At 63.1% G+C, this 24,299-nt stretch carries 23 protein-coding genes and 1 riboswitch; of the genes, 4 read left to right on the plus strand and 19 right to left on the minus strand.

Annotated elements, in window-relative coordinates; genetic code table 11:
• Positions 1-9: 9 nt before the first annotated feature.
• The 5 genes from ACR0FC_RS13160 to ACR0FC_RS13180 all read right to left on the minus strand — a co-directional run bounded on the left by ACR0FC_RS13160 (position 10) and on the right by ACR0FC_RS13180 (position 5,561).
• The gene (locus ACR0FC_RS13160) at positions 10-831 is read right to left on the minus strand and encodes an ABC transporter ATP-binding protein (RefSeq protein ID WP_093963943.1); all 822 of its coding nucleotides are present in this window, start codon (positions 829-831) and stop codon (positions 10-12) included.
• Positions 832-908: 77 nt separating this feature from the next.
• A complete protein-coding gene (locus ACR0FC_RS13165; protein ID WP_170340764.1) occupies positions 909-2,882 on the minus strand; it encodes an AMP-binding protein in 1,974 nt (657 codons plus the stop codon).
• A gap of 143 nt (positions 2,883-3,025) precedes the next feature.
• The gene (gene mutT, locus ACR0FC_RS13170; RefSeq protein ID WP_170340762.1) at positions 3,026-3,424 is read right to left on the minus strand and encodes an 8-oxo-dGTP diphosphatase MutT; all 399 of its coding nucleotides are present in this window, start codon (positions 3,422-3,424) and stop codon (positions 3,026-3,028) included.
• A 55-nt stretch (positions 3,425-3,479) separates the two neighbouring features.
• A complete protein-coding gene (gene argJ / locus ACR0FC_RS13175) occupies positions 3,480-4,706 on the minus strand; it encodes a bifunctional glutamate N-acetyltransferase/amino-acid acetyltransferase ArgJ (protein ID WP_170340761.1) in 1,227 nt (408 codons plus the stop codon).
• 6 nt (positions 4,707-4,712) lie between these two features.
• On the minus strand, positions 4,713-5,561 hold the full coding sequence (locus ACR0FC_RS13180) for a peptidylprolyl isomerase (RefSeq protein WP_170340759.1): 849 nt from the start codon (positions 5,559-5,561) through the stop codon (positions 4,713-4,715).
• A 176-nt stretch (positions 5,562-5,737) separates the two neighbouring features.
• On the opposite strand from ACR0FC_RS13180, the gene secA reads away from it, so the two are divergent.
• The 3 genes from secA to ACR0FC_RS13195 all read left to right on the plus strand — a co-directional run bounded on the left by secA (position 5,738) and on the right by ACR0FC_RS13195 (position 11,042).
• Positions 5,738-8,443 carry a preprotein translocase subunit SecA gene (gene secA, locus ACR0FC_RS13185; RefSeq protein ID WP_170340758.1) on the plus strand — a complete coding sequence of 902 codons (2,706 nt, stop codon included), beginning with the start codon at positions 5,738-5,740 and terminating at the stop codon, positions 8,441-8,443.
• 100 nt (positions 8,444-8,543) lie between these two features.
• The gene (locus ACR0FC_RS13190) at positions 8,544-9,461 is read left to right on the plus strand and encodes a hypothetical protein (protein WP_170340756.1); all 918 of its coding nucleotides are present in this window, start codon (positions 8,544-8,546) and stop codon (positions 9,459-9,461) included.
• 24 nt (positions 9,462-9,485) lie between these two features.
• The gene (locus tag ACR0FC_RS13195; RefSeq protein ID WP_170340755.1) at positions 9,486-11,042 is read left to right on the plus strand and encodes a phosphate ABC transporter substrate-binding/OmpA family protein; all 1,557 of its coding nucleotides are present in this window, start codon (positions 9,486-9,488) and stop codon (positions 11,040-11,042) included.
• Positions 11,043-11,045: 3 nt separating this feature from the next.
• On the opposite strand, the gene radC is transcribed toward ACR0FC_RS13195, so the two are convergent.
• The 13 genes from radC to dnaK all read right to left on the minus strand — a co-directional run bounded on the left by radC (position 11,046) and on the right by dnaK (position 22,601).
• A complete protein-coding gene (gene radC, locus ACR0FC_RS13200) occupies positions 11,046-11,801 on the minus strand; it encodes a RadC family protein (protein WP_170340753.1) in 756 nt (251 codons plus the stop codon).
• Between the two features lie 36 nt (positions 11,802-11,837).
• Entirely contained in the window at positions 11,838-12,572 is a 735-nt protein-coding gene (locus ACR0FC_RS13205; protein ID WP_170340751.1) for an ABC transporter permease, read from the minus strand.
• Positions 12,569-13,297 carry an ABC transporter ATP-binding protein gene (locus tag ACR0FC_RS13210; RefSeq protein ID WP_170340749.1) on the minus strand — a complete coding sequence of 243 codons (729 nt, stop codon included), beginning with the start codon at positions 13,295-13,297 and terminating at the stop codon, positions 12,569-12,571. The genes ACR0FC_RS13205 and ACR0FC_RS13210 overlap by 4 nt, the downstream gene beginning before the upstream one ends.
• Complete coding sequence (tenA, locus tag ACR0FC_RS13215) at positions 13,294-13,968, minus strand: thiaminase II (protein ID WP_170340748.1); 675 nt, start codon at positions 13,966-13,968, stop codon at positions 13,294-13,296. The genes ACR0FC_RS13210 and tenA overlap by 4 nt, the downstream gene beginning before the upstream one ends.
• A complete protein-coding gene (locus tag ACR0FC_RS13220) occupies positions 13,965-14,900 on the minus strand; it encodes an ABC transporter substrate-binding protein (RefSeq protein WP_170340746.1) in 936 nt (311 codons plus the stop codon). Before ACR0FC_RS13220 ends, tenA begins: the two co-directional genes overlap by 4 nt.
• A gap of 20 nt (positions 14,901-14,920) precedes the next feature.
• Entirely contained in the window at positions 14,921-15,883 is a 963-nt protein-coding gene (locus tag ACR0FC_RS13225; protein WP_170340744.1) for a ThiF family adenylyltransferase, read from the minus strand.
• Entirely contained in the window at positions 15,880-16,476 is a 597-nt protein-coding gene (locus ACR0FC_RS13230) for a thiamine phosphate synthase (RefSeq protein WP_170340742.1), read from the minus strand. Before ACR0FC_RS13230 ends, ACR0FC_RS13225 begins: the two co-directional genes overlap by 4 nt.
• Complete coding sequence (locus ACR0FC_RS13235) at positions 16,473-17,243, minus strand: thiazole synthase (RefSeq protein ID WP_170340740.1); 771 nt, start codon at positions 17,241-17,243, stop codon at positions 16,473-16,475. Before ACR0FC_RS13235 ends, ACR0FC_RS13230 begins: the two co-directional genes overlap by 4 nt.
• Before the next feature lie 2 nt (positions 17,244-17,245).
• Positions 17,246-17,440 (minus strand): sulfur carrier protein ThiS, encoded by a 195-nt coding sequence (thiS, locus tag ACR0FC_RS13240; protein ID WP_170340738.1) that lies wholly within the window; start codon positions 17,438-17,440, stop codon positions 17,246-17,248.
• Positions 17,424-18,401: an FAD-dependent oxidoreductase gene (locus ACR0FC_RS13245; protein WP_170340736.1), complete on the minus strand. Its 978-nt coding sequence runs from the start codon at positions 18,399-18,401 to the stop codon at positions 17,424-17,426. Before ACR0FC_RS13245 ends, thiS begins: the two co-directional genes overlap by 17 nt.
• Positions 18,398-19,201, minus strand: a complete 804-nt coding sequence (gene thiD, locus ACR0FC_RS13250) for a bifunctional hydroxymethylpyrimidine kinase/phosphomethylpyrimidine kinase (protein ID WP_170340734.1) — start codon at positions 19,199-19,201, stop codon at positions 18,398-18,400. Before thiD ends, ACR0FC_RS13245 begins: the two co-directional genes overlap by 4 nt.
• A 46-nt stretch (positions 19,202-19,247) precedes the next feature.
• A riboswitch (TPP riboswitch) is annotated at positions 19,248-19,350 on the minus strand.
• A gap of 126 nt (positions 19,351-19,476) precedes the next feature.
• Positions 19,477-20,619, minus strand: a complete 1,143-nt coding sequence (gene dnaJ / locus ACR0FC_RS13255) for a molecular chaperone DnaJ (protein ID WP_170340732.1) — start codon at positions 20,617-20,619, stop codon at positions 19,477-19,479.
• Between the two features lie 74 nt (positions 20,620-20,693).
• On the minus strand, positions 20,694-22,601 hold the full coding sequence (gene dnaK, locus ACR0FC_RS13260) for a molecular chaperone DnaK (RefSeq protein ID WP_170340730.1): 1,908 nt from the start codon (positions 22,599-22,601) through the stop codon (positions 20,694-20,696).
• Positions 22,602-22,814: 213 nt separating this feature from the next.
• On the opposite strand from dnaK, the gene ACR0FC_RS13265 reads away from it, so the two are divergent.
• Positions 22,815-23,417, plus strand: coding sequence for an alpha-ketoglutarate-dependent dioxygenase AlkB family protein (locus ACR0FC_RS13265; protein ID WP_170340728.1), 603 nt, complete (start codon positions 22,815-22,817; stop codon positions 23,415-23,417).
• Here the strand turns inward: ACR0FC_RS13265 and ACR0FC_RS13270 are convergent.
• Entirely contained in the window at positions 23,414-24,235 is an 822-nt protein-coding gene (locus ACR0FC_RS13270) for an ABC transporter permease (protein ID WP_093963926.1), read from the minus strand. The two genes, ACR0FC_RS13265 and ACR0FC_RS13270, sit on opposite strands and share 4 nt — an antisense overlap.
• Positions 24,236-24,299 lie beyond the last annotated feature (64 nt).

Genomic DNA, 24,299 nt, shown 5'->3' on the forward strand with positions numbered 1-24,299 from the left:
GTGCGGTGCTCAGTCATGGCTGACCCCCAGATAGGCGTCGATGACTTCCTGGTTGTTGCGCACCTCGTCGGGCGTGCCGTCCCCGATCTTCTTGCCGTAATCCATCACGACCACGCGGTCGCTCAGGTCCATCACCACGCCCATGTCATGTTCGATCAGGGCGATGGTCGTGCCAAATTCGTCGTTCACGTCCAGGATGAATCGGCTCATGTCCTCTTTTTCCTCGACGTTCATGCCGGCCATCGGCTCGTCCAGCAGCAACAGCTTGGGTTCGGCGGCCAGCGCGCGGGCCAGTTCGACGCGTTTCTTCAGGCCATAGGGCAGCCGCGCCACAGGCGTCTTGCGGATGTGCTGGATTTCCAGAAAGTCGATGATCTTCTCGACCGCCTCGCGGTTTTCCACCTCTTCCGCCTCGGCCTTGCCGCGCCAGATCGCCTGCTGCAGAATGTTTGTCTTCATGAAGTTCAGGCGGCCGGTCATCACGTTGTCCAGAACGCTCATGCCTTCGAACAGGGCGATGTTCTGAAAGGTCCGCGCGATGCCCTGTCGGGCCACCTCATAGGGTTTCATCTGCGGGCGTTTCGCCCCGTGGAACCAGACCTCGCCCTCCTGCGGGATGTAGAAGCCGGAAATCACGTTCAGCATCGAGGACTTGCCGGCACCGTTGGGCCCGATGATCGCGCGGATCTCGCCCTGGCGGATGTCGAACGAGATGTCCTTAATCGCCACCACGCCGCCGAACCGCAGGGTGATGTTCTTCATCTCCATCACCACGCCGCCGATCTTGCGGCCATCCTCGGTGACATATCCGTCGTCGGATGCATCCAGCATCGTCTACTCCTCAAACTGCGGGTGAACGGGACGGCGGGCGGGGCGATGGCCGCAGGCCGAGCGGCGCACGACCGGACTCATTCCGCAGCCACCTTCTGATGCGACACCGGCACGACCGGCACGTCGACGATCTGCAGCGTGGCGCTGATCGATCCCTTGCGCCCGTCCTCATAGGTCACCTCGGTCGTGGTCGAGACCGTCTCGGACCCGTCATAGAGCGCGGCGATGATGTCGGCGTATTTGTCCTCGACGAACTTGCGGCGCACCTTTCGGGTGCGGGTGATCTCGCCATCGTCGGGGTCCAGTTCCTTGTGCAGCACCACGAACCGGTGCACCTGGCAGCCTGACAGCATCTCGTCGGCGGCAACCGACTTGTTGACCTCTTCCACATGGCTGCGGATCGTCTCCAGCACCCGCGGATGGCCCGCCAGTTCCTGGTACGAGGCATAGGCGATGTTGTTGCGCTCGGCCCAGTTGCCCACCGCCGTCAGGTCGATGTTGATGAAGGCCACGCAGCGGTCACGCCCATTGCCGAACAGCACCGCCTCCAGGATGTCGGGATAAAACTTCAGCTTGTTCTCGACATATTTCGGCGCGAACATCGAACCGTCGGCCATCTTGCCGACGTCCTTGGCGCGGTCGATGATCCGCAGATGGCCGCTGCTTTCCTCGATGAACCCCGCGTCGCCCGTGGCGACCCAGCCTTCGGGGTCCTTGGTCGAGGCGGTGGATTCGGGGTTCTTGAAGTATTCAACAAACACGCCGGGCGAGCGATAGAAGATCTCGCCATTCTCGGCGATCTTCAGCTCGACGTCGGGGGCCGGAACGCCCACCGTGTCGGCGCGCACCTCGCCGTCGGGCTGGACGGTGATGAACACCGTCGCCTCGGTCTGACCATACAGCTGCTTCAGGTTGATCCCCAGCGAGCGGTAGAAATCGAAAATCTCGGGCCCGATCGCCTCGCCCGCTGTGTACCCGACACGGAACCGGCCATAGCCCAGCGTGTCTTTGAGCGGTCCGTAAACCAGGACATTTCCGATCGCGTATTTCAGGCGATCCATTAGTCCGACCGGGTGGCCGTCCAGGATGCGGCCGCCGACCTTTTTGGCGTGATCCATGAAATAGCGGAACATCCGCTGCTTCATCGGGCTGGCATCCTCCATCCGGATCATCACGTTGGTCAGCTGGGTCTCAAACACGCGCGGCGGGGCGAAGAAATAGGTCGGACCGATCTCACGCAGGTCGGTCATCATCGTGTCAGCGCTTTCGGGGCAATTCACGCAGAACCCGCACCAATAAGCCTGACCGACCGAAAAGATGAAATCGCCCACCCAGGCCATCGGCAGATAGGACAGGATATCCTCGTTCCGGGTCAGGTGGTCGAATTCGGCCGAGTTCTTTGCGCTCTCGATCACGTTGCGGTTCGACAGAACCACGCCCTTGGGCTTGCCCGTGGTGCCCGAGGTATATAGCATCACGCAGGTGTCGTCATAGGTGATTTCGGCGATGCGGCGGTCCAACTCGGCGTCGAGCCGGTGATGCCCAGCGCGCCCCTCGGCCATGATGTCGCTCAGCGCGTTCATCTGGCTGTGGTCGTATTTCCGCATGCCGCGCTTGTCGGTATACAGGATGTGCTTGATCTGGTTCAGGTTGCCCTGGATCTCGATGACCTTGTCGACCTGCTCCTGATCGCCGCAGACCACGTATTTCGCGCCGCAATGGTCCAGCACATAGGCCATCTCTTCAGCGACCGAGTCCTGATATAGCGGCACCGGCACCGCGCCCACCATCTGGGCCGCGACCATCGACCAGTAATGCGCCGGGCGGTTGCGCCCGATCACGGCGATATGGTCGCCCTTTTCAACGCCAATTTCCAGAAATCCCAGCGCCATCGCGCGGATCTCGGTGGCCGTTTCCGCCCAGGTCCAGCACTGCCAGATCCCGAATTCCTTTTCGCGGTAGGCCGGGGCATCCCCGAACTGCGCCGCATTGCGGTTTAGCAGCGCCGGAAGGGAGTGCACCCCCTCGGCGCCCGACTGCGTCTGAGCCAATTCTATCTCTCCTCCCCATCCGGCCCCGGTTTGGGCCGGAACGACGTCGCCGGGTCAGACCCGCGCGCCGCTGCCCCGATTAAGGACAAGGAGGACGATCAGCGTCAACTTTTTCGTGATGTTTTCCGGAATCTTACGAATTGTTACAGCCAGTCCCGCAAAATCGGGATCAATGGAACATCCGCCGCCGGCATCGGATAGTTGCGCAGCTCGTTCGCCCGCACCCATTTCAGCGCCTGACCCTCTTTCGACTGCGGAATGCCCTGCCACTTGCGGCAGGCAAACAGCGGCATCAGTAGATGGAAATCGTCATAGCTGTGGCTGGCAAAGGTCAGCGGTGCAAGGCACGAGGCCCAGGTGTCGATGCCAAGTTCCTCGTGCAATTCGCGGATCAGGGCAGCCTCGGGGGTTTCGCCCGGCTCGATCTTGCCGCCGGGAAATTCCCACAAGCCAGCCATGGCCTTGCCCTCCGGGCGCTGCGCCAGCAGCACCCGCCCATCCACGTCGATCAAGGCGACGGCAGAGACGAGAACCGTTTTCATGGTCGCAATCCCGGACACAAAACCGGGCTCCACTTCTGCTGGAATTGCTCTGATGTCACGACCGGTAATCCGCGTTGATCTCGATGTAGCCGTGGGTCAGATCGCAGGTCCAGACGGTGGACTTGCCCTCGCCCAGCCCCAGATCGACCGCGATCACCAGTTCCTGGCCTTTCATGTAGGCGGCGGCGTCTTCCTCGCGATAACTGGGGCTGACCCAACCTTTTTCGGCCACGAGAATATCGCCGAAGGAAATGCTGAGCGTGTCCCGGTCAGCTGCCGCGCCGGATTTGCCAATCGCCATGACGACGCGGCCCCAATTCGGGTCCTCGCCCGCGATGGCGGTCTTGACCAGCGGTGAATTGGCGATGGCCAGCCCGTGGACCTTGGCATCGGCGTCCGAGGCGGCGCCGGTCACGCCGATCTCGACGAACTTCGTGGCGCCTTCGCCGTCCTTCACCACCTGATGCGCCAGATCCAGCATCACCGATTCCAGCGCCCGCGCGAAATCGGCATTGCCGGTGGCCTCCACGCCCGAAGCGCCGGTCGCGCACAGCAGCAGGCTGTCCGAGGTCGAGGTGTCGCTGTCCACGGTGATACAGTTGAAAGTCCGGTCGGTCTGCTCGGCCAGCATCCGTTGCAGCGCCGATTGGTCGATCTTCGCATCGGTGAAGATATAGACCAGCATCGTCGCCATGTCGGGTGCGATCATACCCGACCCTTTGGCAATCCCCGCAATAGAGACTGTTTTGCCGTCAACCTCCACCTGCGCGCTAGCGCCTTTGGGGAAGGTGTCGGTGGTCATGATCGCCCGCGCGGCCTGTTCCAACGCGTCGGCGCGCAGGCCGGCGGTCAGTTCGTCCAGCCGGGCCACGATCCGGTCATGCGGCAGCGGCTCGCCGATCACCCCGGTCGACGAGGTGAACACGCGGCTCTGCGCCACGCCGGTCGCTTGCGCCACGGCTTCGGTGATCTGCTCGACCGAGGCCCGCCCGTACTGCCCGGTAAAGGCATTGGCGTTGCCCGAGTTCACCAGAATCGCCGCCGGCCCGTCGCTGGGCCCGCCGATCTTGTCTTGGCAATCCAGCACGGGCGCCGCACGGGTGGCCGAGCGGGTGAACACCCCCGCCACCGCGGTACCCGGATCGAGCACCGCCAGCATCACGTCGGTGCGGCCCTGATACCGCACCCCGGCAGCGACGGCGGCGAACCGCACACCGTCGATGACCGGCAGATCAGGGAAGGCCGCAGGGGCCAGCGGAGACACCTTGGTGATCTTGGCCACTGGGGTTTACTCCTGAACCAGGTCCAGCTTGCGGACCACGTCCGGGGTCAGGCCCTCGACCTCGTGGCGCTCGACGCTGCCCGCCTGGGTCAGCTCGTCGATCTTGGCCTGAATGGCCTCCTGACGAACGGACTGGGCCAGTTCATCCCGCACCGCCGCAAACTCGGGCGCTTCGGATTTGCGTTTGTCGTTCAGGATCACGACATGCCACCCGAACTGGGTCTGCACCGGGTCCGAGACCTGACCTTTTTCCAGCCCGATCACGGCCTGTTCGAATTCGGGCACCATCTGACCCTTTCCGAACCAGCCCAGCGCGCCGCCGTTGGGGCCGGACGGGCCGGTGGATTTCTCTTTGGCCAGCTCGGCAAAATCGGCGCCGTCATCCAGTTGCGCCTTGATCTCTTTGGCTTCTTCCTCGGTCGCGACAAGGATGTGGCTGGCGTTGAACTCGTCCTCGCCCTGGAAGTCCGCAAACTGCGCGTCATAGGCGGCCTGGATCGCGTCGTCCGTCACTTGAGTATCGGTGATCTGGTTCACCGTCTGCACCGCTTTCAGCGAGCGCTCTTCGTTGGTCAGCATCAGCGCGTTCAGGCGGGTCAGCTCGTTCTGCTCTTGGCTGAGCAATTGTTGCTGGATCAGCTGCTCGACGATGAACTGGTACAGGACCTCGTCTTCCAACTGCTGATATTGCGGCGGCAGGCCAGCCGCAGTGGCAATCACGTGACCCAAAGTGATCTCGTCGCCGTTGACGCGCGCCACAACCGTATCGGCAGAGGGTTCGGTTTCAGCGGCGACAGGCAGGGCCATCATGGCCGCAAGAGCCAGCGATGGCAGAAAAGTGAGACCTTTGGGCATGAATTCATCCTATATTCTGGCCGCGACAGGGCGTGGCGTTGACACTCTGGAACCTGCCGCTTACATCGCTTGCAGCCTTTGACAGGACCATCTTTTCCTCCCAGCTATCTATGGGTTGCGCGCAAGGTGGGCAAGCCTGTCGCAACCAAGACAAGAAAAGATCCGCTGGAGTGAACATGCTGGGACTCGGTACGCTTGCCAAAAAGGTGTTCGGAACACCGAACGACCGCAAGATCAAGGCAACCCGCCCGCTGGTCGAAAAGATCAACGCGCTGGAGCCGGAGTTCGAAAAACTCTCGGATGACGATCTGAAAACCAAGACCGAAGAGCTGCGCAAGCGGGCCAATGAGGGCGAGAGCCTGGACGACCTGCTGCCCGAGGCCTTCGCCAACGTTCGTGAAGGCGCCAAGCGCGCGCTGGGTCTGCGGGCCTTTGACGTGCAGCTCATGGGCGGCATCTTCCTGCATCAGGGCAATATCGCCGAGATGAAGACCGGCGAAGGCAAGACCCTGGTCGCCACCTTCCCCGCCTATCTGAACGCACTGACCGGCAAGGGCGTGCATGTCGTCACGGTCAACGAATACCTGGCAAAGCGTGACGCCGAATGGATGAGCAACGTGTTCGGCGCGTTGGGTATGACCACCGGTGTGATCTGGTCGGGCCAGCCCGATGCCGAGAAAAAAGCGGCCTATGCCTGTGACATCACCTATGCCACCAACAACGAGCTGGGCTTCGACTATCTGCGCGACAACATGAAGGCGGATCTGAACGAGGTCTACCAAAAGCACCACAATTTCGCGATCGTGGACGAGGTCGACTCGATTCTGATCGACGAGGCACGGACCCCACTGATCATCTCGGGTCCATCTCAGGACCGGTCCGATCTCTACACGGCCATCGACAGTCTGATCCCGTCCCTGCAGGACGATCACTATACGATCGACGAGAAGTCCCGCAGTGTGACCTTCACCGATGAAGGCAACGAGTTCCTTGAAGAGCAGCTGCACGCCAGTGGTCTGCTGCCCGAGGGCCAGTCGCTGTACGACCCCGAAAGCACCACGGTGGTGCACCACGTCAACCAGGGCCTGCGTGCGCACAAGCTGTTCCAGCGCGACAAAGACTACATCGTGCGCGACGGCAACGTCGTCCTGATCGACGAATTCACCGGGCGCATGATGCCGGGTCGCCGGCTGTCCGAAGGCCTGCACCAGGCGATCGAAGCCAAGGAAGGCGCGCCGATCCAGCCCGAAAACGTGACTTTGGCCAGCGTGACTTTCCAGAACTATTTCCGCCTCTATGACAAGCTGGCCGGCATGACCGGTACCGCCCTGACCGAGGCCGAGGAATTCGCCGAAATCTATGGCCTGGGCGTAGTCGAAGTGCCGACCAACAAGCCGATCGCCCGTGCCGACGAGGACGATCAGGTCTATCGCACCGCGGCCGAGAAATACGCGGCCATGATCGAAGAGATCAAGAAGGCCAACGCCAAAGGCCAGCCGGTTCTGGTGGGCACGACCTCGATCGAGAAGTCCGAGATGCTCAGCGAGATGCTGACCAAGGAAGGCATCAAGCACAATGTCCTGAACGCCCGCCAGCACGAGCAGGAAGCCCAGATCGTGGCCGAGGCCGGGCGTCTGGGCGCGGTGACCATCGCCACCAACATGGCCGGCCGCGGCACCGACATCCAGCTGGGCGGCAACGTGGAAATGAGCGTCATGCAGGCGCTGGCCGAGAACCCCGATGCCGACCCGGCCGAACTGCGCGCCCGGGAAGAGGCGCGCCACGCCGAGGAAAAGCAGAAGGTTCTGGAGGCCGGCGGCCTGTTCGTTCTGGCTTCGGAACGCCATGAAAGCCGCCGCATCGACAACCAGCTGCGCGGCCGTTCGGGCCGTCAGGGCGACCCGGGCCGCACCGTGTTCTTCCTCAGCCTTGAAGACGACCTGATGCGCATCTTCGGCTCGGAAAGGCTGGACAAGGTTCTGACCACCCTGGGCATGAAAGAAGGCGAAGCGATCGTCCACCCGTGGGTGAACAAATCGCTGGAACGTGCGCAGGCCAAGGTCGAAGGCCGCAACTTCGACATGCGCAAGAACGTTCTCAAGTTCGACGACGTGATGAACGATCAGCGCAAGGTGATCTTCAACCAGCGACGCGAAATCATGTCGACCGACGATCTGTCCGAAATCGTTTCGGACATGCGCGAACAGGTCATCGACGATCTGATCGACCAGTACATGCCGCCCAAAACCTACGCCGACCAGTGGGACACCGACGGGCTGCACGCGACCCTCAAGGAAAAGCTGAACATTGATGTTCCGGTGCAAGAGTGGGCAGCCGAGGATGGGGTCGACGACGACGTGGTTCGCGAGCGCCTGATCAAGGCCACCGACGAGATGATGGCCCAGAAGGCCGCCGCCTTCGGCCCCGAGAACATGCGCAACATCGAAAAGCAGGTGCTGCTGCAGACCATCGACAGCAAGTGGCGCGAGCACTTGCTGACCCTGGAACATCTGCGCTCGGTCGTGGGCTTCCGCGGCTACGCCCAGCGCGATCCGCTGAACGAATACAAGACCGAAAGCTTCCAGCTGTTCGAGAACATGCTCGACAGCCTGCGCGAAACGGTTACCCAGCAACTGGCCCGCGTCCGCCCGCTGACTGAAGAAGAGCAGCGCGAGATGCTGGCGCAGATGCAGGCGCAGCAGGCCCAGATCAAGAAAGCCGCCGAACAGGCCGAAGCGGTGGCCGAGGCGCAGGCCTCGGGCGATGCGCGGCCCGGCTTTGTCGAGGACGACCCGTCAACCTGGGGTAATCCGTCGCGCAACGATCCCTGCCCCTGCGGATCCGGCAAGAAGTTCAAGCACTGCCATGGTCGGCTTGCCTGATCCGGTCAGATTCCCGACATAATGAGTCCGCGTCGCGGCCACATATTGGCCGCGATTGTTAAGCACTCTCCGACTCGCTCCTTCAACTGGGGAGGGTGTCTTGTTTGTAATACGGAACTACGTGACCACAGGTGGCACGGTCGCATGCGCCTTGGCCATCGGCTACCTGATGCAGAACGGACCGGCCTCGCAGCCGGACGTGCAGGAAACACGTCATGCGATGATCCAGCCGTCTGGAGAAGGCACCGTGATTGCCGGGTTGGAAGGTATCGTTCTGACTTCGGCGACGCCGAATGCGTCCACGGCCCCCGAACCCTCGGCCAAGGTTCCGCCCCGGGCTGAGCCTGCCGTTCCTCAGGCGCAGGTCACCTGCGATCTCCGGGCCCGCGCAATGGCGGCTCCCAACGCGACAGCACGTTTGACCCTGAAGGCCCCCTGCAATCCCGATGAAACCGTCGAGCTGCACCACAGCGGCATGACGTTCAGCGCCCGAACCGACAAGGACGGCCGTCTGGACCTGTCCATTCCCGCCCTGTCGGAATATGCCATTTTCCTGATCTCGTTCAAAAACCAGCGCGGCACTGTCGCCACCACTCACATTCCTGATTATTCAGACTATGACCGGGTTGCGCTGCAATGGACGGGGGACACCGATTTGCAACTGCACGCGTTGGAGTTCGGTGCATCCTATGGCGAGGCCGGGCATGTCTGGTCGAACGCCAGCAACTCCGGCACCGGGCAGGTTGTCCACTTCGGCATGGCCGGCGAGCGCAATGTCGAGATCTATTCGATCCCCCGCAACGCAGCCGACGCAAATGGCACCGTCGCCCTGAGCGTCGAGGCCGAAGTGACCCCCCGGAATTGTGGACAAGACCTGGATCTGCAAGTGCTCGAGTTGCTGGACGATCAGGGGCTGCGGTCGCGAGAGCTGTCGATCACCCTGCCGGCCTGCGACAGCGGACAGGACTTTCTGGTGTTGAATAATCTGTTCCAAGACCTGACAATCGCCGCAAAGTAACGGCAGGCAGGTCAACAGGTCTTTATGAAGTATCTTCGCGCGACGATGACGGTGTTGTCGTTGATGGCTGGCGCTTCAGGCGCCCTCGCTCAGGACATCACGCTGACCTCGCATGACGGCAAGGTCGAGATCACCGGGAACCTGTTGGGGTTTGATGGTGAGTTCTACCGTGTGGACACCCAGTTCGGCGAACTGACGGTGGATGGATCCGGCGTCACCTGCGACGGTCCGGCTTGCCCAAACCTGATCGACTTTGTGGCCGAAGTGCACTTCTCTGGCGCATCGGTGATGGCCGAATCCCTACTTCCGGCGTTGATCGAAGGCTTTGCGCAACGAGAAAACCTGAATGTGCTAAGCGAAGGCACGGACCCTGCACAGCTTGTCTTTGCCCTGAGTCAGCCGGATCGAACCGCCCCTTTGGCGCGGTTTTTCCTGCGCGTTTCGGACACCGACCGCGGTTTTGCCGATCTGACCGCCGATCAGGCAGACATCGCTTTGGCGATGCGCGAAATCCGCCCGCAGGAGGCCGCGGCGGCGCAGGAAAACGGTCTGGGCGACCTGTCCCGACCGCGCCGGTCGCGGGTGGTGGCGCTTGGCGCACTGGTGCCGGTGGTCTCATTGGACAATCCGATCCAGCAGATCTCGGTTTCGGACCTGGCGCGGGTCATAAATGGCGAGGTCGCCAACTGGGCACAGCTCGGTGGCCCGGATGCCCCCATCGCCGTTCATCTACCGGATGTGACAACCGGTGTTGGTCAGGCCGTGCAAGACCAGGTGATGCAGCCAGCCGGTGTGCAGGCGCATGAGGACGTGATCCGCCACACCCGCAGCGCGGAACTGGCAGCAGCGGTTGCGCGCGATCCGTTCGCATTCGGTATCGTCAGCCACGCTGACCCGCAAAACGTGCGCAGTCTGCCGCTGGCCGGCGGATGCGGTCACGCATTGCGCGCCACGCGCGCCGCCATCAAGACCGAGGACTATCCGCTGACCCTGCCGATGTTCCTGTATCTTCCACAGCGGCGCCTCCCGAAGATCGCCCGCCAGTTTCTGGCGTATGTCCAAAGCCCCGAGGCACAGATGGTCATCCGGCAAGCCGGTTTCGTCGACCAGTCCCACGAACTGGTACGTCTTGGGCTTCAGGGCGACCGGTTGGCCAACGCCATCACCTCGGGTGGGTCCGAGGTGGGTCTGGAAGAACTGCAACGGATGATCGAAACTCTGCGCCCGCTGTCGCGCCTGTCGGTGTCTTTCCGGTTCGAGCCGGGATCGTCGCGGCCAGACGCGCAGTCGCGATCGAACATCCTGCAAATGGCGCAGGCGCTTGAATCGGGCCAGTATGACGGTCGCAAACTGGTCTTCGTCGGTTTCAGTGACGGAGACGGTGCTGCGGAAACCAATGCCCGCATCGCCTTGCGGCGCGCACAGACAGTGCGGAACGCGATCCTTGCCGCGATCGAAACCGCCGTCCCCGAAACCGTCGAGATCGCCGTCGAAGGTTTCGGTGAAGCCATGCCCATGGCCTGCGACGACACGGAATGGGGCCGCAAGGCCAACCGTCGTGTCGAAGTCTGGGTACGCTAGCGGTCAGAGATAACCTTCCGAGCGGAAGCTCAGCTCGGTCGATTTGCCGATGATCAGGTGGTCGTGCAAGGTCAGCCCCAGTGCGGCGCAGGCATCGTTGATGCGGTTGGTCATGTCGATATCCGACTGCGACGGGGTTGGATCACCCGACGGATGATTGTGCACCAGGATCAGCGCCGAGGCGTTTAGTTCCAGCGCGCGTTTGGCGACCTCGCGCGGGTAGACGGGTACGTGATCGACGGTGCCCTTGGCCTGCTCCTCATCCGCGATGAGCACGTTCTTGCGGTCCAGGAAGAACACGCGGAACTGCTCGATCTCGCGATGCGCCATGGTGGTGTGGCAATAATCCAGCAACGCGTCCCAGCTGGAAATCACGTGCCGCTGCATCACCCGGGCGCGGGCCATGCGATGGGCGCAGGCCTCGAGGATCTTGAGGTCGGTGATGACCGTATCGCCCACGCCCTTGATCTGACGCAGGCGTTCCACAGGGGCGGTCAGCACCCGGTTGAAATCGCCGAATGTATCCAGCAGCAGCCGCGCCAGCGGTTTCACGTCCTGCCGGGGGATCGAGCGGAACAGGACCAGTTCCAGCAGCTCGTAATCCGGCATCGCCCCCGCGCCGCCCGACATGAACCGTTCGCGCAGGCGTTGGCGGTGGTCCTTGATGTACGAGGGCAGCCGACCCGTGGGCAGCGGCGTCACCGGTGCTTCGTCACTTTCGAACAGCGATGGGGCTTCGGCAAAGGCGTCATCGGTCATAAACCCATTATTGCCTCAGAATCGGTTTCCGAATGGTTAACGCGCCTCACCGGCCATGCGGGCCGTGGCGCTGCGCACTGCCAGGTGCAGAAGGATCGAGAACACCCCCAGCGTCAGCATCGCGGCAAACATCAGGTCGGTCTTGGCGCGGCCATTGGCCAGCAGCATCAGGTATCCCAGCCCCTGCGACGAGCCGACCCATTCACCGATCACGGCCCCGATCGGAGCATAGACCGCCGCCAGCCGCATCCCCGAGGCCAGCGAGGGCAGCGCCGCCGGGATGCGGATATGCCACAGCACGCTGCGCGGGCTGGCCTGCATTGTGCGGGCCAGGTCCAGATAGCCGGGCGGCGTGCGCATCAGCCCGTCAAAAAACGACGAGGTGATGGGGAAATAGATGATCAGCACCGCCATCGCGACCTTGGACCACAGCCCATAGCCCAGCCACAGGGTGAGCAGCGGCGCCAGCGCAAAAACCGGCAGTGCCTGGGTGAACACCAGCATCGGCTGCACCAGCACCCGCGCGGCGCGGGAATTGGCCAGTTGCAGCGCGGTGACGACGCCCAGCACAGTGCCGCAGGCCAGACCGATCAGCACCTCGATGGCGGTGATCCAGGTGTGTTCGGCGATCAGCCAGCGGTTCTGCCACCAGGTCTCTGCCACCAATGCCGGGCCGGGCAGGATGAATTTCGGCAGGCCGGTCAGGGTGACGATCGCCTGCCAGATGGCCAGCGCAAACAGGGTCGCGGCAAGGACCGAGAGCGTCTTCATGCCACCTCCTCGCGCAGCAGTTTCAGCAGCGCGCCCTGCGTTTCCAACGTTTCCAGATCGTCCACCCGGCGCGGCACTGGGGCATGGGGCGGCTGGCACGGGGTCAGGCCATGGCGCGTCATCACCATAATCGACTGGCCCAGACGCGCGGCCTCGGCAGGGTCATGGGTGACCAGCAGAACGGTCCGGCCCTGCAACGCCTCGGCGGCCAGATCCTGCATGTCGGCGCGGGTGCGCGCATCCAGCGCCGAGAACGGCTCGTCCAGCAGGATGATCGGCTTGTCCTCCATCAGGGTGCGGGCCAATGCCACGCGCTGACGCTGCCCGCCGGACAACTCCGAGGGCTTTTTGGTCATGTGGTCCTGTAAGCGCATCCGTTCGATCAGGCGGGCGCGGCGGTCCTGATCGACCCGTTCGCCGCGCAGCCGCGCGCCCAGCGCCACGTTCTGCGCGACCGTGGCCCAGGGCAGCAGCAGATCGTCCTGCGCCATGTAGGCCACGCGCTCGGCCACCGGCAGCCCGTCGCTGGCGCGGATCTCGCCGGTGAATTCGGCCCCGGTCGCCAACCCGGCGATCAGACGCAAAACCGTGGTCTTTCCGACCCCCGATCCGCCCAGCAGACAGGTCCACTGCCCGGCCTTCAGCGACAGGGTCAGCGGCGCGAACAGAGGCGCGCCGTCGATACTAGCCTGTCCGCTGATGGTCAGATCGGGGGGCGGGGTCATGGGGTCAGACCCATCTGCCAGAAATTCACCTCGAGCTCAGTCGCGGTGCGGAAGGTCTGGCACAGGCGATCCCAACGCGGTGTGGTACGGAAATCCGCCCCAAGTCGCCTTATTAGGGCCGAATCCAGCAGTTCACCCACAGCCTGACAGGCTTCCTGATATTCACTGCTGGAATAGGCGTCGATCCAATCGCGGTAGGTGTCCGAGGCGGCCTCGGCCGCCAGCCGTGTGCCGATTTCCCCGTATCCCATTACGCAGGGCGCCAGCGCCGCCAGCAGATCCAGCAGATCACCGCTGTAGCCGGCCTCGAGTACATAGCGTGTATAGGCCAGGTTCTCGGGGCGTTCGGGCGTGGCGAACAGCTCGTCCTGGCTGATGCCCTCGGCCTCGCAAATGCCGATATGCAACTTCATCTCTTCGCTGATCAGACCGTTCACCGTGCGCGACGCGGCCAGCATCTCGGCATGGGTTTCCGATTTCACCACCGCCAACGCCCAGGCGCGCGAGAAATGGATCAGGAACACGTAATCCTGCCGAAGGTAATGCATAAAGGCCGCGCGCGGCAGGGTGCCGTCCTTCAGCCCCTCGACAAAGGCGTGGCGGGTATAGTCCCGCCACGGCCCCTGCGCCGCATCGCGCATCAGTGCGAAGGCTTTGCCATAGTCGCTCATTGCGCGGTCACGTCGATGGTGATGTCGCTGACCGGGTTGATGCTGTCGATCATGCCGGAGTCTTTCAGAAAGGCCTCGAACCGGGCATAGCGGCCGGCATCAAAGCCCGCCGGGCGCAGCGCGAAACGCGGCAGCGTGTCGACCCAGGCGCGGGCGTTCAGCTCGTCCTGCAGCTCGGGCGAGGTGGCAGCGAAAATCTCCCAGCTTTTTTCCGGGTTGTTCACGATATACTGCGTGGCCTTCTCGGTGGCGGCCAGGAAACGGGCGATCATGTCCTTGTCCATCGTTCCGGGGTTGGCCACATAGATAAGCTCGTCATAAGGCGGCACGCCTTCTTCCTCGATGTAGAAGCAGCGGCCCGGAACGCCTTCGATATCCATCTGGTTCAGCTCGAAATTGCGGAAGGCACCAATCACGGCATCCACCTGTCCGGTCATCAGCGACGGCGACAGCGAGAAGTTGACGTTGATCATCTCGATATCGTCCAGCGACACGCCATGCGCGTTCAGCATCGCGGTCAGGATCGCCTCTTCGACACCGGCGACCGAAAAGCCGACCTTCTTGCCCTTGAGGTCGGCCAGAGATTTGATCGGGCCATCCTCAAGCACCAGAAGGCAGTTCAGCGGCGTGGCGACCAGCGTCCCGACCCGTTTCAGCGGCAGGCCTTCGTGTATCTGCAGATGCAGCTGCGGCTGGTAGGACACGGCCAGATCGGCCTGACCGGCGGCCACAAGGCGCGGCGGGGCCGACGGATCGGCGGGCGGGACGATTTCGACCTCAAGCCCTTGTTCGGCGAAATAGCCGTTTTCCTGCGCCACGATGATCGGGCCGTGGTCGGGGTTCACGAACCAGTCCAACAGGACGGTCATCTTGTCCTGTGCCCAGGCAGGCGCGGCGGCCACCAGGGCAATGGCGGTGATCAGCTTCTTCATGGTCTGCGTTTCCTTTTGCTTCACGACGTTGCGGCGGCGACCAGAACGATCCGGCCGCGCCAATGGGGGTGGAGTTCCTCGGCCGCGCGCCAGGCGCGTAGCCCGGTGGCACAGCAGAGAGCCAGCGTTTTGTCTTTGTTAGGGCCTGTTTTCAGCGCGTCGACCGTCAGGCGGCGGAAGTTAGGGTGGATCGGCTGGGGGGCCTCATCGACGCTGCGCAGATCGACGATCAGGTCGTCCGGAGTCAGCTGCGCGGGCGCGACAAAGGGAAAATGGCTGTCGGGTTCCGGCGCGGTGTCAAAGCGGAAACCGCTGCTGGTGCAACTGCGCCCGTCCACCTGCACCATCTGGCCCAGCGGCGAGGGATCGAGGCTCAGGATCACGCCCAGCGCCATCTGCGCCTGCATCGCGCCGATCATCGCCACGACCGGTCCCAGAACGCCTGCGGTGGCGCAACTGGCCCCGCTGTCGGGCGCGTCGGGGAACACCGCGCGCAGGGACGGCGCGCCGCCGCAAAACCCGCCGACATATCCGGACAGGCCCAGAACCGAGGCGGTGATCAGCGGCTTGCCCTGCGCCAAGCAGGTATCCGAAAGCGTATAACTGGCCGCGTAGCTGTCGGCGCAATCCAGAACCAGGTCGACCTCGGCCACCAGATCAGCAGCAATTGCCGGTGTTAGACCCTGTTTTCGCGCTTCAACGGTGATCTCACCATTCAGCGCCCGACAGCGTTCGGCGGCCGCTTCGGCCTTGGGGCGGCCGCAATCGGACTCGGCAAACAGCGTCTGGCGATGCAGGTTCGACAGGTCCACCGTATCGGGATCGACGATGGTCAGATGCCCCACCCCGGCCCCGGCCAGCAGCGGCAGCACGGGCGCGGCCAGCCCCCCGGCGCCCACAACAAGAACCCGCGCGCGGGCAAGGCGGTTCTGCCCCTCGGCCCCGACCTCGGGCAGGATCATCTGGCGGGCGTAGCGGCTCATCGCGTGACCTCGATCCACTGGCGCACCCTGCCTTCGGGGTCGGGGTTCAGGGTGATGTCGGTGACGACGGAGACGATGTCGGCCCCGGCCTGAAACACGCCCGGCGCGCGCTCGACGCTCATGCCGCCGATGCCGACCAGGGGGATGTCGCCCACGCGCCGTTTCCACTCGGTCACACGCGGCAGGCCCTGTTGGTGCCATTTCATCTTTTTCAGGATGGTCGGGTAGACCGGCCCCAAAGCCACATAGTCCGGGTCCATCGCCAACACGCGCTCAAGCTCGTCATCGTCATGGGTCGAAACGCCCAGTTTCAGGCCGGCCTTGCGGATGCCATGCAGGTCGGCGGCGTCCAAATCCTCCTGCCCCAGGTGGATCCAGTCGCAGCCCGCGTCGATGGCGGCCTGCCAATAGTCGTTCACCACAAGCACCGCACCGTGGTCGCGGCACAGGGCCTGGGCGGTGGCGATCTCCGCGCGCACCACCGCGTCGGGCTGATCCTTGATGCGCAGTTGCACCAGTTTCACGCCCAGGGGCAGCATCCGCCACAGCCAATCGGCATGATCGAAGATCGGGTAGAAGCGGTCGAGCGTCATGACAGAAAGGCCTTTCCGATCACCGGGGTCGAGGCTTCGGCCATGTCGCGCGGCTCGATCGGGTCGGCCTGATGCGCCAGTTGCCCGGCCTGCACCGCCAGCGCCATGGCCTGCGCCATCGCCACCGGATCGCCGGCCCGAGCAACGGCGGTGTTCAGCAGAACCGCGTCATAGCCCAGCTCCATCGCGTGGGCGGCGTGGCTGGGCAGGCCGATGCCCGCATCCACCACCAGCGGCACATCGGGAAACTCCGCCCGCATCGCGCGCAGGGCGTATTCGTTGTTCAGGCCCCGCCCCGACCCGATCGGCGCGCCCCAGGGCATCAGCACCTGGCACCCGGCCGCCAGCAGACGTTCGGCCACGATTAGGTCTTCAGTGGTGTAGGGAAACACCTGGAACCCTTCGTCGGTCAGAATGCGCGCGGCTTCGACCAGTTGGAACACGTCGGGTTGCAGGCTGTCGGTGTGGCCGATCAGTTCCAGCTTGATCCACGGTGTGTCGAACACCTCGCGCGCCATGTGGGCGGTGGTGACGGCCTCTTTGACCGTGTGACAGCCGGCGGTGTTGGGCAGGATCAGCACGCCCAGATCGCGGATCATCGACCAGAACGCCTGACCCGCCCCGCCCGCGCCCTCGCGCCGCAATGACACCGTGGCCACGCCCGCGCCGCTGGCTCGGAAGGCCTGTTCCAGGATCGCCGGGCTGGGATATTGCGCGGTGCCCAACATCAGCGGGTTGGGCAGTTCGGTGCCGTAAAACGTTTTCATCCTCAGCCCCCCTGCATCGGTGCGACGACTTCAACCCGGTCGCCCTCGGCCAGTTTGTGCGCGATGCGCAGGCTGGAGGGCACGAATTCCTCGTTCACCGCGGTGGCGACGCGGCCGGAAAAGCCGCATTCGGCCAGCAGCTCGCCAAGGGTTTCGGCGCGCACTTCGCGCGGCTCGCCATTAATCACGATCTTCATCGACCATCTCCGAATGTGTGTTGTTCAACGCCAGATCGGCCACGCCTTGGGCCAAGGCCGGGGCCAGCAGGTAGCCGTGACGATAGAGGCCGTTGGCATAGATCGTCCGACCCAGCCGGCGGATGCGCGGCAGGTTGTCGGGAAAGGCCGGGCGCAGATCGACGCCGATCTCCAGCACCTCGGCCTCGCCAAAGGCAGGGTTCAGCGCATAAGCCGCGCTGAGCAGTTCCAGCATCGAGCGCGCGGTGATCCGGCTGCTGTCCTCGGTTTCGATCATCGTGGCGCCCAGCATGTAGATGCCCTCGCCGCGCGGCACGACATAGAGCGGCATCCGGGGATGCAGAAGGCGTACGGGCCGGGTCAGCGTCACATCGGGGCAGCGGATCACCAGCATTTCCCCCTTCACGCCGCGCAGGTCGTGCAGGATGTCGCGCGCGTGCAAGCCCCGGCAGTCGATGGCGTTTTCCAGCCGCGACGGGGCCAGCGTGCGGTGGAATTCGACCCCCTTGTCCTGCAGGCCGCGATACAGGTCCTGCAACGCGCGGCGAGGGTCCAGATGGGCCTCGTCGGTGAAGAACAGGCCTTGGGAATACCCGTGCAGATCAAGCTCTAATTCAGCTATTTTCGCTTGATCAACCTGCGTGAACCTCTCGGTCCGGCGGGCAAAGCGGCGCAGGTCGGGTAGGTCGCGCGTGTTGGCCACGACCAGCGTTCCCTGCCGCGCGACCGGGGTGCGGGCCGCCCACCAGTCGATCGCCTGCCGCCCCAACCTCAGCACCGGTTCCTCGGCATTTTCATACTCGCACCACGGCGCCAGCATGCCGCCCGCCCACCAGGAACAGCCATGCGGACCGGGAGGCCCGCCGGGATCGAACACCTGTACCTGCGCGCCCCGCGCGACCAGTTCCGAGGCCACGGCCAGGCCGGCGACCCCGGCACCTATGACCGACCAGACCGTCACGCCGGCCATACCCGGTGGAAGTGATGCACCGGCCCGTGGCCCGAGCCGACCTGCAGCTCATCCGCGCGGGTGATTGCGCCTTGCAGGTAGTCATGCGCCTGCGCCACCGCATCGACCAGCGGCAAGCCCTTGGCCAGACCGGCCGCGACGGCCGAGGACAGGGTGCATCCGGTGCCGTGGGTGTTGCGCGTGTCCTGACGGGGCGCGGTAAATTCACCGATGATGCCGTTCTGGTCGATCAGCAGATCATGGCAAGTATCGCCCTTGCCGTGTCCGCCTTTCATCAGGACGGCCCCAGCCCCCAGGGTGCACAGATCATGGCCCTGCGCCACCATTTCCTCGGGCGTTTCTGCGACCAGTCGGTCCAGTAGACAGGCGGCCTCGGGCAGGTTCGGGGTCAGGACGGTGGCGCGGGGCAGCAGCACCTTGCGCAACGTTTGCACCGCCTCGCGCGCCAGCAGGGCATCGCCCGATTTGGCGATCATCACCGGGTCCAGCACGATGGGCCCGGCAAAGCCGGACAGGCCGTCGGCGACGGTTTGGATGATCTCGGGCGTGGCCAACATGCCGATCTTGACCGCGCGCACGTCCAGATCGGACAGAACCGCGTCGATCTGCGCGGCGATCACGTCCAGCGGGATACCATGCACAGCGGTGACCGCCTGCGTGTTCTGGGCGGTGACCGCGGTGATGACACTGGCACCGAACACACCCAGCGCCGACATCGCTTTGAGATCGGCCTGAATGCCAGCCCCGCCGCCGCTGTCGGATCCTGCGATGGTCAAAGCGATATGCGCCATGTCGCTCCCTTCTTGCATGTGGGGCAACGCGGGCATGGAAAACGTCTGAGTGTTTTAGACCGTTCCCTCCGCCGGTATTGCCCGGATCAGGTTCGATGGGTTGGCTCGCGCCTCTCAGCCCCGGTTCCGGGGCACCCCAACGGTTGGCGCGGACATTCTCAAGGCTGAGGCCGAGAATCAAGGGCCAATTCCGCGCAGTTTCGGGCCAAACTGGACTTAGAAAACAAAAAAGCCGGCGATGATACGCCGGCCTTTCGGGGTCTGGAACGCTGGGATCAGCTTTGCATCCTTTCCCAGAAGGATTTGACGGACGAGAAAAAGCTTTTCGATTCCGGGTGGTTGTCCTCTCCCAGATCGTCGAACTCCTGCAGCAGCTCTTTTTGCCGCGCGGTCAGGTTGACCGGAGTCTCGACCGCAAGCTCGATGAACATGTCACCGATACCGCCGCCCCGCAGCGCAGGCATGCCCTTGGCACGCAAACGCATCTGCCGGCCCGACTGGCTGCCGGCCGGAATCTGCACCCGACCACGGCCACCGTCGATGGTGGGCACTTCGATCGAGCCGCCCAGCGCCGCCTTCGCCATGCTGACAGGCACGCGGCAATACAGGTTCGGGCCGTCCCGCTCGAACAGTTTGTGCGGAGTCACCTCGACAAAGATGTAGAGATCGCCCGGAGGACCGCCGCGCATTCCGGCCTCGCCCTCGCCCGCCAAACGGATACGGGTGCCAGTTTCGACGCCCGCCGGAATGTTGACCGACAGCGCGCGTTCCTTCTCGACCCGGCCCGAGCCATGGCAGGATTTGCAGGGGTTCTTGATGATTTGTCCCAGACCAGCACAGGTCGGGCAGCTGCGCTCGACAGTGAAAAAGCCCTGTTGTGCGCGTACCTTGCCCATGCCGGAACAGGTCGGGCAGGTGGTTGGTTCAACTCCGCCCTCGGCGCCGGTGCCCTCGCAGGACGAACAGGCCACGGCTGTCGGGACGTTGATGGTTTTCTGCAGGCCGGAATAGGCCTCTTCCAGCGAAACCCTCAGGTTGTAACGAAGGTCCGAGCCGCGAGCGGCACGGCGACCGCCGCCGCCACGCTGTCCACCCATGAAATCGCCGAACAGGTCATCGAACACATCAGAAAACGCGCTGGAGAAATCGCCCGATCCAAAGCCGCCACCACGCTGGCCGCCGCCCATGCCATTCTCGAACGCAGCATGGCCGAACCGGTCATACGCGGCCTTTTTGTCAGCGTCGCGCAGAACGTCATAGGCCTCGTTGGCCTCTTTGAACAGGGCCTCGGCGTCCGGGTTGTCTTTATTGCGATCGGGGTGCAGCTCTTTCGCCTTCCGGCGAAAAGCTTTCTTGATCTCATCCGCCGAAGCACCCTTGGACACGCCGAGCACTTCGTAATAGTCGCGTTTTGACATCGGTATTTCCTTCTGCCTCAACGTAAACGGGCCGGCCCGGCATCCGGACCGGCCCGAATTGGCCCGGTTACCCGTTAGTTGCGCTTGTCATCGTCCAGGTCTTCGAACTCGGCATCGACGATGTCGTCATCGCCGGGCCCCGCATCCGCGGCTGCCGGTTCTTCACTGGCCTCTTCGGACTGCGCCTTGTAGATCGCCTCGCCCAGTTTCATGGACGCTTCGGTCACGTTCTGGATGCCGGCCTTGATCTTGTCGGCATTGTCCGATTCCAATTCGTCCTTGAGCGCGGCCACGGCCAGTTCGATCGCCTCGACGGTCGCCGGATCGACCTTGTCGCCATGCTCCTCGAGCGATTTCTCGGTCGCGTGGATCAGGCTTTCGGCCTGGTTCTTGGCTTCGACCAGTTCCTTGCGCTTGCGGTCGGCTTCGGCGTTCTCTTCGGCGTCCTTGACCATCTTTTCGATGTCTTCCTCCGACAGTCCGCCCGAGGCCTGGATCGTGATCTTCTGTTCCTTGCCGGTGCCCTTGTCCTTGGCCGAAACCGAGACAATGCCGTTGGCGTCGATGTCGAAGGTCACCTCGATCTGAGGCATGCCGCGCGGGGCCGGCGGGATGTCTTCAAGGTTGAACTGGCCCAGGATCTTGTTGTCCGCAGCCATTTCACGCTCACCCTGGAACACCCGGATGGTCACGGCGTTCTGGTTGTCCTCGGCGGTCGAGAAGACCTGAGACTTCTTGGTCGGGATCGTGGTGTTGCGATCGATCAGGCGGGTAAACACGCCGCCCAGGGTTTCGATACCCAGCGACAGCGGGGTTACGTCCAGCAGAACCACGTCCTTGACGTCGCCTTGCAGAACACCGGCCTGGATCGCAGCACCCATGGCCACGACTTCGTCCGGGTTCACGCCTTTGTGCGGCTCTTTGCCGAAGAACTTGGTCACCTCTTCGATGACTTTCGGCATTCGGGTCATACCACCGACCAGAACAACCTCATCCACATCGCTGGCCGAGATGCCGGCGTCTTTCAGAGCGGCCTGGCAGGGCTTCAGCGACTTCTTGATCAGGTCGCCGACCAGCGATTCCAGCTTGGCACGGGTCAGCTTCATGACCATGTGCAGCGGCTGGCCGTTCGCGCCCATCGAGATGAACGGCTGGTTGATCTCGGTCTGGGTGGTCGAGCTGAGCTCGATCTTGGCCTTCTCTGCGGCTTCTTTCAGACGCTGCAGCGCCATCTTGTCCTGGCTCAGGTCGACGCCGTGTTCTTTTTTGAACTCGTCCGCCAGGTAGTTGACGATGCGCATGTCAAAGTCTTCACCACCCAAGAAGGTATCACCGTTGGTCGATTTGACCTCGAACAGGCCGTCGTCGATTTCCAGGATGGTCACGTCGAAGGTACCACCGCCAAGGTCATAGACCGCGATGGTCTGGCTGTCCTGCTTGTCCAGGCCATAGGCCAGCGCGGCGGCAGTCGGTTCGTTGATGATCCGCAGCACTTCCAGACCGGCGATCTTGCCGGCGTCCTTGGTGGCCTGACGCTGGGCGTCGTTGAAATAGGCCGGAACGGTGATCACGGCCTGCGTGACTTCTTCACCCAGATAGCTTTCAGCGGTTTCTTTCATCTTGCCGAGGATGAAGGCCGAGATCTGGCTTGGAGAGTATTTCTGCCCGCGGGCCTCGACCCAAGCGTCGCCGTTGCCGCCATCGACGATGGCGTAGGGCACCATTTTCTTGTCCTTCTGGACTTCTGCGTCATCCACACGACGCCCGATCAGGCGCTTGACGCCAAAAATCGTGTTGTCGGGGTTGGTGACCGCCTGGCGTTTCGCCGGCTGCCCGACCAGTCGCTCGTCTTCGGTGAAGGCGACGATCGAGGGCGTGGTCCGCGCCCCTTCCGCGTTTTCGATGACCTTCGGCTGCGCGCCGTCCATGATGGCTACGCACGAGTTGGTGGTCCCGAGGTCAATCCCGATTACTTTTCCCATTTTTCGATCCCTTTCTTTTCAAGGCGATGTCCCGAGGCCGGAACCCGTTACGGCATCCCTGCCCCGATCTGCTGGGCGCGACAGGTCTACACCATCGCGCGTCCCGGCGTATATAAGGGCGAGGCCTGAGGCCTGCAAGCGTTGTGAAATGCAGGTTTTCGGGAATCTTGGGCCTTTTTTGGCAAGGATTTCGAAAGGAATGAGGTTTCTGTCATGACGCGCCTGAATTTACGGGGGTTCGACATCCGAAAAGGCCATCTGGACGGCGCTGCTCAGCGGCAGATCATCGAGCTTTTGCGGCCGATTCTGAGAGCCGCTCCGCTGTTTCATCCCAGCACCGCTTCGGGGCGCAAGATGTCGGTTCGCATGACGTCGGCCGGAACGTTGGGCTGGGTGTCGGACGGGGCCGGATACCGGTACCAGGACGCGCACCCCAAGGGCATGGCGTGGCCTGCCATTCCGGACCCGATCCTGTCGATATGGCGCGACCTTGCCGGAACCGCTCGAGATCCCGATTGCTGTCTGATCAACTATTACGGCGAAGGCGCAAAGATGGGGATGCACCAGGACAAGGACGAGGCCGATTTCTCGTGGCCGGTCCTGTCGGTTTCGTTGGGCGATGACGCCCTGTTCCGGATCGGCAACACGACCCGCGGCGGCAAGACCGAGTCCGTCTGGCTGAGTTCCGGCGACGTGGTCGTCATGGGCGGTCCCGCTCGGTTGGCCTATCACGGCATCGACCGGATCCGGTTCGGGTCTTCGCGCCTGCTGCCCAAAGGGGGCCGGATCAACCTGACGCTGCGCGTGGCAACCTAACGGCGCGCATCCCAGCTTTTCGAGATGTGCTTGCGGGTAAAGAACTCTCCCAGCAACCCGATCATCATCAGGGCGATACCGACCCACAGCGCATATTCCCAGCTGGAGTTGCGCGGAAAGTAGTTGCGAAACACGAAACCGCGGCACTGATCGATCACGTGAAACAACGGGTTCCAGGCGAACATGGCCAGCATCCATCCGCCCAGCGCATTGCCCACGAACATCTTGCCCGAGAAGATCATGTTCATCCGGCGATAGACATTGCTGAGAATGGTGGAGGTCTGCGGCATCCACGGCTTGAGCGCCATGAAGACCAGACCGACCGCGCAGCCGGTGTACCACGCAAGGATCAGCATCGCGAACGCGCCGCCCGGGTCCTGCATCTCGATCGGATTGACCGCGACGCTGTAGACGAACAGGATCACCAGGATTGAAACGACCTGCGTGTACAAGGTCCCGAAGGCGGCGGCCAATAGCAGAACCATCATGTTCATCGGCGAATGCAGCATCATGGGATTGTTGGTGCCTCCAAGCCCCGCGATCGCACCGACGGACTTGATATGCGTCATGAACAGAAAGATGCCGGACAGGATGTACAGGATGAACTCACCCCGTATCTTGGCAACCCGTCCGCCCAGAAACGACATGATGAAATAGAACACGGTCGCCATCAAAACGACCTGGACGATGTTCATCATGATGGCGATTACGGCGTTGGAATGCTGCGAGCGGATGTTGCGGACCACGGCATGAAACACCAGTTCCGCAAGGTTGAATGCCCCACCCACAAGGCTGCTGCTTCGCTTGTAATAGAACACTCGAACGCTCTTTCCCGGTTTTGTTCCGCCAGCGTGGCACGAATTCCTTGCCGTTCCGTATCCG

This window comes from Ruegeria sp. BB9, assembly GCF_056539345.1.